Source organism: Siminovitchia thermophila, assembly GCF_016909185.1.
Classification (GTDB): Bacteria; Bacillota; Bacilli; order Bacillales; family Bacillaceae_C; genus Siminovitchia; species Siminovitchia thermophila.
In genome coordinates this window covers 101,108-113,541 of the sequence record NZ_JAFBFH010000003.1, presented here as the reverse complement: position 1 = coordinate 113,541, position 12,434 = coordinate 101,108, and the positions used below count along the sequence as shown (strand labels likewise).

Genomic DNA, 12,434 nt, shown 5'->3' with positions numbered 1-12,434 from the left:
GGAATACGAGATGAGCAAAGCTGCCATTCGGGAGCAGATTGCCAAAAGGGCAGAAAAAGAAATTCAAAACGGTTTTTACGTGAATCTCGGCATCGGTATGCCTACGTTGGTTGCCAATTATATATCTGAAGATAAACAAGTCGTGTTGCAGTCGGAAAATGGTTTGCTCGGAATTGGCCCTTATCCGACGGAGGACGAGGTGGATGCTGACTTAATCAATGCCGGGAAAGAAACAGTGACAGCCATTCCAGGTGCAGCTTATTTTGACAGTGCCGAATCATTTGCGATGATTCGGGGCGGGCATGTGGATATTGCTATTTTGGGTGGAATGGAAGTTTCAAAAAATGGCGATTTGGCCAACTGGATGATCCCTGGAAAAATGATCAAAGGCATGGGCGGAGCCATGGACTTGGTTCATGGGGCCGGAAAAACGATTGTTATCATGGAGCATGTCAATAGAAACGGCGAACCGAAAATTTTAAATGAATGTTCCCTGCCTTTAACAGGCAAGCAGGTCGTCGACCGGATCATTACCGACCGGGCGGTGATGGATGTGACGAAATCCGGATTAGTACTTAAAGAAGTGGCCAAGGGATATTCAATAGAGGATGTAAAAGCATCAACGGAGCCGGAATTGCAAGTAGATCCGGATGTTACGATGAATGCATATTAAAGATCAAAATAAAGACGGCTTGTTCCTCTCGCGGGAATCAAGCCGTCTCATGTTTAGGTCTATGGATCTTTCTCTCAGCGAAACTATGATTTTTTGTCGAAGTCATCTTGCTGAAAGGTTTTGGATTTTTTATTAAGGAAGCGGCGAATTTCATCCGGGGTTATATTTAGTCGCTTTGCTTCCATCAGAAGCGTTACCCATTCGCTATCGAGCTTTTGGCTATTTTTCTGCCTGTTTTCTGCTTCTCTCATGAAAGACCCCCCATACAGCTCTATTTCCCCATAACGTTCATTATAGGGAACGATACGTTCTTTATAAAGTAACGGAATGGAGAGGAAAAGGGAGTAATTGCTTAATAGAGAACGAAAATTAGACAAAACACGTCATATTTAGCATTTCTCCATGTTTTTAGTATGAAAAGCCTTCGGGAAAAAAGGATACTTGGAGGGGAAAGCAGGAAATCCGGCAGAGAGGAAGGTTTTGGTCATCGACCATGCATGAGCGCTATTTTTCACGATGAAGCGGAACTATTGGCACGTCATCGAGACAAAAACACCCAGCACTCACGGCCGGGCGTTATTTATTTCTCATTTTCCATTTATTAAATTCCAAAAACTCGCGGAACTCTTCTTTAGAAACTCCGGAGGCCATTGCTTCACGGACAAGTTCTTCCCAATCTGGGTCGAGTGCACAGTGACCATTTTTTGCTTCTCCGTGGAGCAAAAAATGAACTGGGATATCAAGAACTGATGAAATTTTTTCCAATATCTGAATAGATGGATTGGATTGGATACTCCGTTCAATGGAGCTTAAGTAAGATTTGGCAATACCAGCTCTTTCTGCCATTTCAGATAATGACATTTTCTTTTGTGTGCGATATTGTTTGATTCTTTGGCCAATCATATGCGGTCACCTACTCAAAGGCCATTATACCATATATGTAATGTCGATGAATAGAGCCAATCTTTCAACGAATCATTTTATATAGGTGTCGCCTTCTTCCGTAAAACTTTTGTATTGCTTTCAGGTCAATTCCGGCATTCAATAGAAGCAGTTAAAGTTCCACCATTCTTATCGGGTCTTGCCAATAATAAGGAATAAAAAAATTGATAAAACAATATCAATATATATTAAAAATGATTACTTTTGGATCCGGATTTTTGAGATTTATATCCTTATATTACATGAACCTTCATAAGTGGGAGCTTACGGTCAGGAAAAACAGTAGATGTAGTTATCCCGATCTTTTTCGCTCCCATTTTTAAATAAAAGCCTTCTGCTTTAGGTTCACTATGAAGAGTAAATTCGCTTATCCCTAATGCTTTCGCTTTGTTTAATAAATCTTCCCACATAAACCTTCCCAATCCCTTACCTATATAAGCGGGATCAATGAATAACGCTTCTAATTTCCGGTCATGTATAGAGAAGCTATAAAATGCTACTAAATTGTTATCGTTTTCCAGTAAATAAACAGGATTTTTTTCTATATACTCTTTCGTAATAGTCAAATCATCTTTACATTTTTGTAGAATTCTTCAGAATATCCCCAGTAAGCTTTTGATCTATAAGCTAAATGATAAATGACTTAATAAATTACTATCTTGGCATTTTGCTTTTCTAATGAACACCTTAGATATTAACGGTGGCTGGAATACCGATTCTTTTTCGTTAATATGGAGAGGATGCCCATTTCTTCATTTGATAAGGGACGTGCGTTTACAGCCCGGGCATTATCCCGTACTTGTTCAATGCTGCTGGCGCCGACTACAACAGCGGCTACTGATGAATTGGATAAGTTAAATTGAAGAGCCAATTCATTGAGCGTCCTGTCGGAACGACTTAACAGCTTCGCTTTTACACTTTCATAGAATTCATACAGCTCCTGCGCAGAATAGTTGAGGTATTCCAGTTCTTCGAATTGCTCTTCTCTTAATTCGAGCATTTTATCACTCAACATGCCTTTTGCGACAGATCCTCGTGTGACAACACTGACATCATTTTCTGTCAGAAACGGCATCAATTCTTCCGGACGCCGGTCTAAGAGATTGTATTGCATCATGATGCTGTCGATGGCGGAACGATTTACGTACTCCCGAATGACATTTGGCCGAATGGAGGAAATGCCGTAAAATCGGATGAGTCCTTCGGCTTTTAATTCCTCAAAAGCTTCGATTGTTTCATCAATGGGGTCTTCTATTGTTCCGCCATGCAATTGGTACAGGTCGATATAATCGGTTTTCAGACGCCGCAGGCTGTTTTTGACAGCCTCTTTTATATACTTTTTAGATGGATCCCAGCGCCAGCCGTCTTTTTGCTCGTTCCATCGATTACCGACTTTCGTGGCGATGATGACTTCGTCGCGGAAGGGAGCAAGTATTTTTCCGACCATTTCCTCATTGACGCCATAATCGTATAAATCGGCTGTATCGAAATAATTTACACCTTCCTCAATGGCGGCCTCAATGATCCCGGCTGCCTTCACTTCGTCTGTCCCGAGTGACATGCAGCCGAGGCCCATTTTTGACACCCATAAATTGGATTTTCCAAGTTTCCGTTTCTCCATACACATCCCGCCTTTCACTATTCAGCATCTATTGTAACGAAATGCGGTATGCCTATTCAATCAATGTGCAGGAGTCCAGCCAATCCTTCAAAAACTGATGCTTCCTAGCGTATTTCTTCAAAAGAGCTTGAATTTCCCAAGCTTTTCCTGATAATACGATCCGTTTTTCTCCAATGATCACTCTCACGGCAATCCCTCCCTGGTGTATGGTAAAATATATGAGAATCCAGAAAAGAAATAGAACAGGGAGCTGAGAAAGTTGAAAAAATTTGAAGAAAAAACAATCCGTTCACAGCCAATTTTTCAAGGAAACATCATAAGTGTTCAGGTGGACGAGGTTGCGCTTCCTGATGGAAATACATCAACACGTGAAATAGTGCGCCATCCAGGTGCAGTAGGCGTTATAGCGGTGACGGAAGATAAAAAATAGTCATGGTTGAACAATATCGGAAGGCGCTCGAAAGATCTCTTCTAGAAATACCGGCGGGAAAATTGGAGCCGGGTGAAGATCCGGCTGTAACGGCTGAAAGGGAATTGGAAGAAGAAACGGGATACCGGGCAGGACAAATGAAATATATTACTTCATTTTATACATCACCTGGTTTTGCCGATGAAGTGATCCATCTTTATTATGCAGAGCACTTGGAGAAAGTGGAGAATCCTTTAAATGGGGACGATGATGAATTTGTAGAATTATTTGAAGTAACCTTGGATGAAGCTTTACAGTATATTCATGATAAGCGCATTTACGATGCCAAAACTGTTTTTGCTGTCCAATTCATGGAGCTTTTGGGACAAAAACAATGATGAAGGATTATTTTGCCGACCTGCATATACATATCGGAAGAACGTATACAGGCAAACCGGTGAAAATTACGGCAGCCAAAAACTTAACTTTGACCAACATTTTAAAGGCGGCCCGCTTTCCAAAAGGATTGGATATTGTCGGAGTCATAGATTGCCACTCACCCGAAGTAATAGAAGAAATGACCATGCTTTTGAACGCCAGTGAACTGGTAGAATTGAAAGAGGGCGGCTTTCGGTTTCAAGAAGATGTGACCCTGATCCCTGGTACTGAAATGGAACTGTTGGATGAAAAATGCAGCGGTCCGATTCATGTTCTTGCCTATTTTCCCACATTGCAGTCGTTGACGGACTTTTCTGCTTGGCTTTCCAAACGGGTAACAAATATTCAACTAAGCACACAACGCGTATATGAGAGTGCTGTGACCGTTCAAGAGACTGTGCGCTCCCTCGGCGGGCTGTTTATTCCCGCCCATGTGTTCACCCCATTCAAAAGCTTATATGGAAAAGGGGTGAAACAATCTTTAACAGAAGTATTTGCACAGGATCAAATTGATGCAATGGAACTCGGGCTAAGTTCCGATACCGCGATGGCTGATCAAATGAACGAACTGCATCACTATGTTTTCCTCTCCAATTCGGATGCCCATTCCCTCCCGAAAATGGCAAGAGAGTATCAAAAAGTGCGTTTGGCATCACCGACGTTCCGGTCCATTCAAAAAATGATGCATCGACTTGATGGGCATCATATTGTTGAAAATTACGGGCTAAATCCTTTTCTTGGCAAATATTATCGAACGGCATGTGCCAAATGCTTCACAGTAAAGGAAGGGGATACTTGCAGCGAATGCGGGTCGAAAAAGTTTACAAAAGGTGTTTCGGAAAGGATTGCTGAGTTGGCGAAAGGCGGTACGCCTCCAACACGCCCCCCTTATATTCATCAAGTGCCGCTTGACTTTTTACCGGGGCTTGGCCCAAAAACAAAGGAAACATTATATCATCACTTCGGCTCTGAAATGAACATATTGCATCGTGTGACAAGAGAAGATTTACAGGCAGTCATCAAGCCACAACTTTCAGATCTCATTCTACAAGCAAGAAAGGGCGGGCTTGAGCTCGAAGCAGGTGGTGGAGGGCGGTACGGAAAAGTTGCCAAGCGGTGATTTTCCAATCTTTTCACAAAGAGAAAACTGTTGCCATTGAGTCATATGCTGTGGTCCCCATTCATAAGATGTAACAATCGTAGAACGGAGGGAAGCAGCAAATGCGGAAACGGTTTTCTTCTAATTTTATCACGCGTCATGTACAATTCTACTTTTCTATTTACTGTTTTATTATGGTTTTGTTTGTGATGGGCATCATTTTCGGTGCCATCATCGTCAACAGTTTGTCCGTCGCGCAAAAAGAAGATTTGTTTTATTACTTGAATCAGTTTTTTGGACAAGTTGCCGATGGAAAGATCGGCAAGTCAGAAGAGCTGTTAAAAATCAGTTTTTTTCATAATGTGAAATTTGTCGGACTAATGTGGTTGCTCGGCATTTCTATCATCGGATTCCCTTTAATATTAATATTGCTCTTTTTAAAAGGGGTGACTATCGGTTTTTCAGTAGGTTTTCTTGTCCATCAAATGGGTTGGAATGGACTATTGTTGGCTTTTGTAACACTGCTGCCGCAAAACTTGCTTATCATCCCTGTTTATATTTTTATCGGGGCGATATCAATTGCATTTTCAATTAAGTTAATCAGAAAAATATTTGTCAGGCAGGGATTTTCCTATCGGATCGTTCCTGAATTTGCCCGTTATTTTATGTCGTATATAGCTGTGGTTGCTGTTATCACAGTGGCTGCGAGCATCGAAGCCTATGCTGCACCGGTGTTGATGAAGTCCATTTTAGCCTCGCTTCAAGGATAGCATTCTCAATGAATCCGGCCTCCATTTTATAATGATTTTAATTTGATTATTAGCCTTTGTCTGCTATAATATAAAAGACAGTGGCGAGGGAGGATACATAAGATGGAAAGTCGGATCGAAAGAATAAAAAAACAACTACATTCCGCAAGCTATAAGCTTACTCCCCAGCGTGAAGCCACGGTAAGGGTGCTGCTTGAACATGAAGACGATCACTTGAGCGCGGAAGATGTTTATCTTCTGGTCAAAGAAAAATCGCCGGAAATAGGCCTTGCTACGGTATATAGGACGCTGGAGCTTCTTACGGAATTAAAAGTAGTGGATAAAATTAATTTTGGAGACGGGGTTTCCCGTTATGATTTACGGCAAGAGGGAGCTGATCACTTCCACCACCACCTCATCTGTATTGAGTGTGGGACAGTCGACGAAATCCAGGAAGATTTGCTTGGAGATGTGGAAAAAGTCGTCGAGCATGACTGGAATTTTAAAATTAAAGACCATCGCTTGACTTTTCACGGGATTTGCTGGCGCTGTCAAGGAAAACCAGATCCTAAAAAAGCCAATGATAAACGTGATAAAGAATAGTAACGCCTTTTTCCGGAACAGGAGGAAAAGGCGTTTTTTGTTGCCCATTGATGCTTTTCCCAACCGTGCAGGTATAAATGGAGACAAGATATGCATATCATGGTAATACGGAATAATTTGAATAAAAGATATAAAGGTTGGGTTTCAAATGGGGAACTTTTTCAAGATGATCTTTAGTACCATTAGAGTGTTTTTATTATTTGCTGCGTGCACGATTTTATTTTATTATGGTATGATTTTGATAAGCCAGGAATATGAGAATTACCGCCGTTATGACGAACCGGAGGGAACGGCCATCAAGGTGATTCAGCAAGGCGGGGAAGAAAAAAACAGCTGGTTTTCCCGTCTCATGCTTTTTTACTTAAATGGGGAGTAGGGAACATGAAAGATGAACTTCAAGATTTTATCCACTTTATGGTTGTAGAAAAGGGATTGGCAGACAATACGATAAAATCTTATGAACGTGATTTGGAAAGCTATCTTCATTATATTCAAAGTGTGTTAAGGCTGAAACAGTATAATGATATTACCAGAATGCATATTATCCAATTTCTGGGCCAACTAAAGGGAGAAGGAAAATCAACGCGAACATTGGCAAGGCATATCGCCTCCATTCGCTCCTTCCATCAATTTTTGCTTCGAGAACGGATTGCAGAGCGCGATCCTACTATTCATATCGAATCGCCGCAGCAGGAGAAAGTACTGCCGAAGGTTTTGTCCATCACTGAAGTGCAAACGATGTTGGAAGCACCGGATTCGACAACCGTATTTGGCATGCGTGACCGGGCCATGCTGGAGCTTTTGTATGGAACCGGTTTAAGGGTAACCGAGCTGCTGAACTTGGATTTGGATGATGTTCATTTGACGATTGGATTTGTTCGCTGCGTCGGGAAGGGCAATAAGGAAAGAATCATTCCGATCGGTTCCGCCGCGATTGAGGCAGTGGAAACATACTTGCGAAACGCGAGACCAAAGTTGCGGAAAAAATACAAAACGAACGCCTTATTTTTAAACCATCATGGAAAACGGATGTCAAGGCAAGGATTTTGGAAAAACGTAAAAAAAATAGCCGCGGAGGCAAACATCAAAAAAGAACTCACTCCGCATACTTTCAGGCACTCCTTTGCCACTCACTTGCTGGAAAACGGCGCCGATCTAAGGGCCGTCCAAGAAATGCTTGGCCATGCGGACATATCCACTACTCAAATTTATACACATGTATCAAAAAAGAGATTAAAAGATATGTATGCAAAATACCACCCCCGCGCTTAAGTATGCTTATGCTATAGGCAAAAGTGGTTTTTTGATGTTCCTGAGCGGGTATAATACTGTTACATACAACATTTGAATTCAGGGAGGCCCAAGGAATGTCATATAAAAGAATTCATATTATTGTTTTAGATTCTGTAGGGATAGGAGAAGCACCGGATGCAAAAGAGTTCGGAGATATGGGGGCAGACACGCTCGGACATATCGCCGAAAATATGAACGGTTTACATATGCCCAACATGGGCAGGCTTGGCCTCTCCAATATAAAGGAAATCAAAGGAATTGAGAAGGCTGATCCGCCCCTTGCCTACTATACGAAAATGCGGGAAGCTTCGATGGGAAAGGATACGATGACAGGGCATTGGGAATTAATGGGCTTAATTACGAGCCATCCGTTTAAAGTATTTCCTAACGGATTTCCGGAGCTATTGATCACCAAATTGGAGCAAGCGTCAGGCAGGTCCATTATCGGCAATATTCCGGCAAGCGGAACGGAAATCATTGAAAGGCTTGGCCCGGAACATATGAAAACCGGGGCCTTGATCGTTTACACATCGGCTGATTCTGTTTTGCAAATTGCCGCCCATGAAGAGGTGGTCCCGCTTGAAGAGTTGTATGATATATGTAAAAAGGCGCGAGAAATCACTTTGGCGGACGAGTTTAAAGTAGGGCGTGTGATTGCCCGGCCCTTTATTGGAGCACCCGGTCATTTTCAAAGAACTGCCAACCGTCATGATTATGCTTTAAAGCCGTTCAAGCCAACTGTCTTGAATCACTTGCGTGATGCCGGATTCGACGTGATTGCCATTGGAAAAATACATGATATTTACGATGGGGAAGGAATAACCGAGTCATTCCGGTCAACTTCCAACATGGAAGGGGTCGACACGCTGATTCAAACAATGCAAAGAGACTTTAACGGGATCAGCTTTATCAATCTGGTTGACTTTGATGCCAAATACGGACACAGACGTGATCCACAAGGATACGCAAAAGCGCTCGAACAGTTTGATGAACGGCTTCCGGAAATCATTGAAAGATTAAAAGACGATGATTTATTGATCATTACAGCGGATCATGGTAATGACCCGACACATCATGGGACCGACCATACAAGAGAATATGTTCCGCTATTAGTGTATTCAAAAAGGTTTAAAAGAGGGGGAGAACTGCCAATCCGCAAATCTTTCGCTGATGTCGGCGCAACAGTTGCCGCCAATTTCCGGTTAAAATGGACCGGTGCCGGAGACAGTTTTTTAGACTTGTTAATCGAGGACCCTCTCTAATCACGAAATGATCTTATCATCAGGTGGAAGAAAACCTATCTCTTCCACCTGATTTTTTATTTATACGGTCCTTCCAGGCAGAACGATGGAAAACCGGTCACCGGGTTGTGAAAGCGTGACCGGAGACTGTAGCTGTATAAATTGGCGGATTTTTCGGCCTTTGGATTCTCTTCCTCCAATCATGGAAGTCTTCACAGCGCCAGATCGTTTCATTTTCCTAAACAAGATCTCGGGAATAAAGGTAAGCCAGGGAACCCTGTACCTCATACAGTAGTCTGTGCACTATGCCAGTAGTTGAATGCTTCTCGGGTGATAAGCATACTTCATTCTTTTTTATAAAACATCGTATAAAAAAACTCTTCCAGGAGAGAATGGGGATAGTTGGTAAACTTTCCCGTTTTTAAAAGAATAATTGGAGGGGTTAGGATGAAGAGGTTCGCCGTTTTATTCTTATCTTTATTGCTACTCGCCACAGCTTTTATATTCAAGCCCGTATCGGCAGAAGAGAAAAAAACTGAACTCTCGGATGATTCGAAATCAGCCATTTTAATTGAGCGTGATACAGGAGCTGTTTTATATGAGAAAAATAGCAGAGAAAAACTGCCGCCCGCATCAATGACAAAGGTGATGACGATGCTGTTAGTCATGGAGGCGCTTGACAGCGGACAGCTCAAGCTTGACGAAAAAATCAGGACGAGCGAGTATGCTGCATCTATGGGGGGATCACAAATCTTTCTTGAGGCTGGTGAAGAGATGACAGTCAAGGAGCTGTTACTCGGTGTCGCCATTGCCTCCGCAAATGATGCCTCTGTTGCACTTGCCGAACGAATAGCGGGAAGTGAAGAAGCTTTCGTAGAGAAAATGAACAAGCGCGCAGCGGAATTGGGGTTGAAAGATACCAAATTTCAAAATACGACAGGATTGACAGCGAAAGATCATTACAGCACCGCACATGACATGGCCATCATGGCAAAAGAATTGTTAAAGCATGAAGAAATCACAGATTTTACGAAGTTGTATGAATCGTATTTACGGGAGGATACAGATAAAAAATTCTGGCTTGTCAATACGAATAAACTCGTCCGCTTTTATCCCGGTGTGGACGGATTAAAAACCGGCTTTACGAGCGACGCGAAGTATTGCCTTACAGCCACTGCGAAAAAAGACGGGATGCGTGTCATTGCTGTCGTATTTGGAGCACCGACATCCAAAAGCAGAAATACCCAGATTACAAAAATGCTTGACTATGCTTTTTCACAATATGCTTCCCACTCCCTTTATCCAAAGGATGAAGTGCTTGGAAAAGCAAAAATCAGCAAAGGTTCGTTGAAGGAAGTCAATGCCAAAACCGCAGAACCCATTTCCATTTTGACGAAAAAAGATGAGGAAGCTAAAGATTTTCAAACGAAAGTAAAACTGCATAAAAACCTCAAGGCTCCATTAAGAAAAGGTGACGAAGTCGGAGAAATCATTATTGAAAAAAACGGAAAGCAATTGCTGTCCGCTCCGCTTGTCGCTGAAAAAAACGTGGAAAAAGCAAATTGGTGGCAGTTATATAAACGGTCTTTCGGATTATTTACACAATCAAAATAACGATATTTGAGATACTTTAGCGAATTACTTCTAGTTTTGTCACGAGGAAGGAATCCGGAACATAAAGGTAGAATTGACTCACTATTGACATTTAAGGAGGCTGTGCATAGTGGGTTTGACAATGGAAATGGAAGTAAAACAAGACGTCTTGTGCATTCGTCTATCCGGGGAGCTGGATCATCACACCGCGGAAATGCTGCGAGAAAAAATCAGTATGGAAATGGAAAAGAATGACATCTTACATCTCGTTTTAAACCTCGAAAAGCTTACTTTTATGGATAGTTCAGGGCTTGGGGTCATCCTGGGCCGATATAAGCAAATCAAATTAAAAAAAGGAGAAATGGTTGTTTGCTCTATTTCTCCACCGGTAAAGAGATTGTTTGAATTGTCCGGTCTTTTTAAAATTGTCCGTTTTGAATCTTCAGAGCAATTTGCACTTGAAAGATTGGGGGTTGCTTAACAATGAGGAACGAGATGAAAATTCAGTTTAGTGCACTAAGCCAAAATGAATCATTTGCGAGAGTGACTGTCGCCGCCTTTATTGCTCAACTGGATCCGACAATGGATGAATTGACGGAGATCAAGACAGTCGTGTCAGAGGCTGTTACAAATGCCATCATCCATGGCTACGAACAAAACCCGGCGGGAATTGTTTATATTTCGGCAGCCATAGAGGATGGAAAGGTGGATTTGGTCATACGGGATAACGGTGTCGGCATTCGAGACATTGATGAAGCCAGACAGCCATTGTTTACAACGAAGCCGGAAATGGAAAGATCCGGAATGGGATTTACCATCATGGAGAATTTTGTGGATCACCTGGAAATTGAATCACACCCTGGTACAGGCACAACCATTCGCTTAATCAAGTATGTAACGAAAAATAAAGCGTTATGCAACTAAGGAGCCGCGCCTATGGATGTGGAGCTTAAAAAAAATGCAAATGCCCCTTTTTTAACTGACGAGGAAGTAAAAGAATATATTAAAAGAAGCCAGGCTGGCGACCAAGAAGCGAGAGAGTTGCTTGTTGAAAAAAACATGCGGCTTGTATGGTCAGTCGTCCAACGCTTTCTAAATCGAGGGTATGAACCGGATGATTTATTTCAGATTGGCAGCATCGGGCTTTTAAAATCAGTTGACAAATTCGACCTTTCTTATGATGTGAAATTTTCAACGTATGCTGTTCCAATGATTATCGGGGAAATTCAGCGCTTTATTCGCGATGACGGGACAGTGAAGGTAAGCAGGTCATTAAAAGAATTAAGCAATAAGATCAGAAAAACGAAAGATGAGCTTGCCAAGAAAAATGGAAAAGTCGCAACCGTATCCGAAATCGCAGATCATCTCGGTGTAACGGTCGAAGATATCATCATGGCGCAAGACGCCGGACGATCTCCCGCCTCTATCCATGAAACCGTTTATGAAAACGACGGCGACCCCATTACACTGATGGACCAGCTGTCTGACCAGGCTGATCATAAGTGGTTCGATAAAATTGCTCTTGAGGAAGCGATTCGAGGCCTGGATGAACGAGAACGGCTGATTGTCTATTTAAGATACTATAAGGACCAAACCCAATCAGAAGTGGCCAAACGATTGGACATTTCGCAAGTGCAAGTTTCCCGTCTTGAAAAAAAAATATTGGAGCAAATGAAAGAGCGTATGGAGCCGACGTAATCCATGCGCTCTTTTTTTATTGTTCACTTCAAATGCATGAACATGTCAGTTTTGCAGATAATAAATGACACAATA

Annotated in this window: 16 protein-coding genes and 1 pseudogene; 12 read left to right on the top strand and 5 right to left on the bottom strand. The window is 42.2% G+C overall.

From position 1 onward, the window contains the following. Window positions 1-10: 10 nt before the first annotated feature. Window positions 11-673 (top strand): CoA transferase subunit B, encoded by a 663-nt coding sequence (locus tag JOC94_RS03200; protein ID WP_205178599.1) that lies wholly within the window; start codon window positions 11-13, stop codon window positions 671-673. An 83-nt stretch (window positions 674-756) separates the two neighbouring features. Here JOC94_RS03200 and JOC94_RS03195 read toward each other — a convergent pair whose 3' ends face one another. From JOC94_RS03195 to mciZ, 5 genes are all read right to left on the bottom strand, one after another. Further along, entirely contained in the window at window positions 757-924 is a 168-nt protein-coding gene (locus tag JOC94_RS03195) for an anti-repressor SinI family protein (protein WP_205178597.1), read from the bottom strand. 325 nt (window positions 925-1,249) lie between these two features. Continuing rightward, window positions 1,250-1,576: a helix-turn-helix domain-containing protein gene (locus tag JOC94_RS03190; protein ID WP_077113251.1), complete on the bottom strand. Its 327-nt coding sequence runs from the start codon at window positions 1,574-1,576 to the stop codon at window positions 1,250-1,252. Window positions 1,577-1,848: 272 nt separating this feature from the next. Beyond that, complete coding sequence (locus JOC94_RS03185) at window positions 1,849-2,181, bottom strand: GNAT family N-acetyltransferase (protein WP_213088957.1); 333 nt, start codon at window positions 2,179-2,181, stop codon at window positions 1,849-1,851. A 128-nt stretch (window positions 2,182-2,309) separates the two neighbouring features. Next, window positions 2,310-3,236 (bottom strand): aldo/keto reductase, encoded by a 927-nt coding sequence (locus JOC94_RS03180; protein ID WP_205178595.1) that lies wholly within the window; start codon window positions 3,234-3,236, stop codon window positions 2,310-2,312. A 52-nt stretch (window positions 3,237-3,288) separates the two neighbouring features. Further along, window positions 3,289-3,423 carry a Z-ring formation inhibitor MciZ gene (gene mciZ, locus JOC94_RS03175; protein WP_077113254.1) on the bottom strand — a complete coding sequence of 45 codons (135 nt, stop codon included), beginning with the start codon at window positions 3,421-3,423 and terminating at the stop codon, window positions 3,289-3,291. 72 nt (window positions 3,424-3,495) lie between these two features. Here mciZ and JOC94_RS03170 point away from each other — a divergent pair. The 11 genes and pseudogenes from JOC94_RS03170 (at window position 3,496) to sigF (ending at window position 12,359) form a co-directional block, all read left to right on the top strand. After that, window positions 3,496-4,043 (top strand): annotated as a pseudogene (locus JOC94_RS03170) (NUDIX hydrolase). Then, window positions 4,043-5,203, top strand: coding sequence for an endonuclease Q family protein (locus JOC94_RS03165; RefSeq protein ID WP_077113509.1), 1,161 nt, complete (start codon window positions 4,043-4,045; stop codon window positions 5,201-5,203). The pseudogene JOC94_RS03170 and the gene JOC94_RS03165 overlap by 1 nt, the downstream one beginning before the upstream one ends. 101 nt (window positions 5,204-5,304) lie before the next feature. Further along, entirely contained in the window at window positions 5,305-5,952 is a 648-nt protein-coding gene (gene spoIIM / locus JOC94_RS03160) for a stage II sporulation protein M (RefSeq protein ID WP_077113256.1), read from the top strand. 102 nt (window positions 5,953-6,054) lie between these two features. Continuing rightward, the gene (fur, locus tag JOC94_RS03155; RefSeq protein WP_077113257.1) at window positions 6,055-6,534 is read left to right on the top strand and encodes a ferric iron uptake transcriptional regulator; all 480 of its coding nucleotides are present in this window, start codon (window positions 6,055-6,057) and stop codon (window positions 6,532-6,534) included. Window positions 6,535-6,682: 148 nt separating this feature from the next. Beyond that, window positions 6,683-6,910 (top strand): YqzK family protein, encoded by a 228-nt coding sequence (locus tag JOC94_RS03150; RefSeq protein ID WP_077113258.1) that lies wholly within the window; start codon window positions 6,683-6,685, stop codon window positions 6,908-6,910. 5 nt (window positions 6,911-6,915) lie between these two features. Continuing rightward, entirely contained in the window at window positions 6,916-7,806 is an 891-nt protein-coding gene (gene xerD, locus JOC94_RS03145) for a site-specific tyrosine recombinase XerD (RefSeq protein WP_077113259.1), read from the top strand. Window positions 7,807-7,901: 95 nt separating this feature from the next. Further along, window positions 7,902-9,089, top strand: a complete 1,188-nt coding sequence (gene deoB / locus JOC94_RS03140; protein WP_077113260.1) for a phosphopentomutase — start codon at window positions 7,902-7,904, stop codon at window positions 9,087-9,089. Window positions 9,090-9,515: 426 nt separating this feature from the next. Then, a complete protein-coding gene (locus tag JOC94_RS03135; protein WP_077113261.1) occupies window positions 9,516-10,682 on the top strand; it encodes a D-alanyl-D-alanine carboxypeptidase family protein in 1,167 nt (388 codons plus the stop codon). 121 nt (window positions 10,683-10,803) lie between these two features. After that, window positions 10,804-11,142 (top strand): anti-sigma F factor antagonist, encoded by a 339-nt coding sequence (gene spoIIAA, locus JOC94_RS03130; RefSeq protein ID WP_213088966.1) that lies wholly within the window; start codon window positions 10,804-10,806, stop codon window positions 11,140-11,142. 2 nt (window positions 11,143-11,144) lie between these two features. Next, a complete protein-coding gene (gene spoIIAB, locus JOC94_RS03125; RefSeq protein ID WP_077113263.1) occupies window positions 11,145-11,585 on the top strand; it encodes an anti-sigma F factor in 441 nt (146 codons plus the stop codon). A gap of 12 nt (window positions 11,586-11,597) precedes the next feature. Next, window positions 11,598-12,359, top strand: a complete 762-nt coding sequence (gene sigF, locus JOC94_RS03120; protein ID WP_077113264.1) for an RNA polymerase sporulation sigma factor SigF — start codon at window positions 11,598-11,600, stop codon at window positions 12,357-12,359. The last annotated feature ends 75 nt before the right edge of the window (window positions 12,360-12,434 follow it).

Bases quoted from the DNA above. Each gene is read 5' to 3' on its own strand.
- JOC94_RS03195 (WP_205178597.1), bottom strand. From the start codon at position 924: ATGAGAGAAGCAGAAAACAGGCAGAAAAATAGCCAAAAGCTCGATAGC.
- sigF (WP_077113264.1), top strand. From the start codon at position 11,598: ATGGATGTGGAGCTTAAAAAAAATGCAAATGCCCCTTTTTTAACTGAC.
- JOC94_RS03180 (WP_205178595.1), bottom strand. From the start codon at position 3,236: ATGGAGAAACGGAAACTTGGAAAATCCAATTTATGGGTGTCAAAAATG.
- deoB (WP_077113260.1), top strand. From the start codon at position 7,902: ATGTCATATAAAAGAATTCATATTATTGTTTTAGATTCTGTAGGGATA.
- JOC94_RS03135 (WP_077113261.1), top strand. From the start codon at position 9,516: ATGAAGAGGTTCGCCGTTTTATTCTTATCTTTATTGCTACTCGCCACA.
- spoIIAB (WP_077113263.1), top strand. From the start codon at position 11,145: ATGAGGAACGAGATGAAAATTCAGTTTAGTGCACTAAGCCAAAATGAA.
- fur (WP_077113257.1), top strand. From the start codon at position 6,055: ATGGAAAGTCGGATCGAAAGAATAAAAAAACAACTACATTCCGCAAGC.
- spoIIM (WP_077113256.1), top strand. From the start codon at position 5,305: ATGCGGAAACGGTTTTCTTCTAATTTTATCACGCGTCATGTACAATTC.
- xerD (WP_077113259.1), top strand. From the start codon at position 6,916: ATGAAAGATGAACTTCAAGATTTTATCCACTTTATGGTTGTAGAAAAG.
- JOC94_RS03200 (WP_205178599.1), top strand. From the start codon at position 11: ATGAGCAAAGCTGCCATTCGGGAGCAGATTGCCAAAAGGGCAGAAAAA.
- JOC94_RS03190 (WP_077113251.1), bottom strand. From the start codon at position 1,576: ATGATTGGCCAAAGAATCAAACAATATCGCACACAAAAGAAAATGTCA.
- JOC94_RS03150 (WP_077113258.1), top strand. From the start codon at position 6,683: ATGGGGAACTTTTTCAAGATGATCTTTAGTACCATTAGAGTGTTTTTA.
- JOC94_RS03165 (WP_077113509.1), top strand. From the start codon at position 4,043: ATGAAGGATTATTTTGCCGACCTGCATATACATATCGGAAGAACGTAT.
- spoIIAA (WP_213088966.1), top strand. From the start codon at position 10,804: ATGGAAATGGAAGTAAAACAAGACGTCTTGTGCATTCGTCTATCCGGG.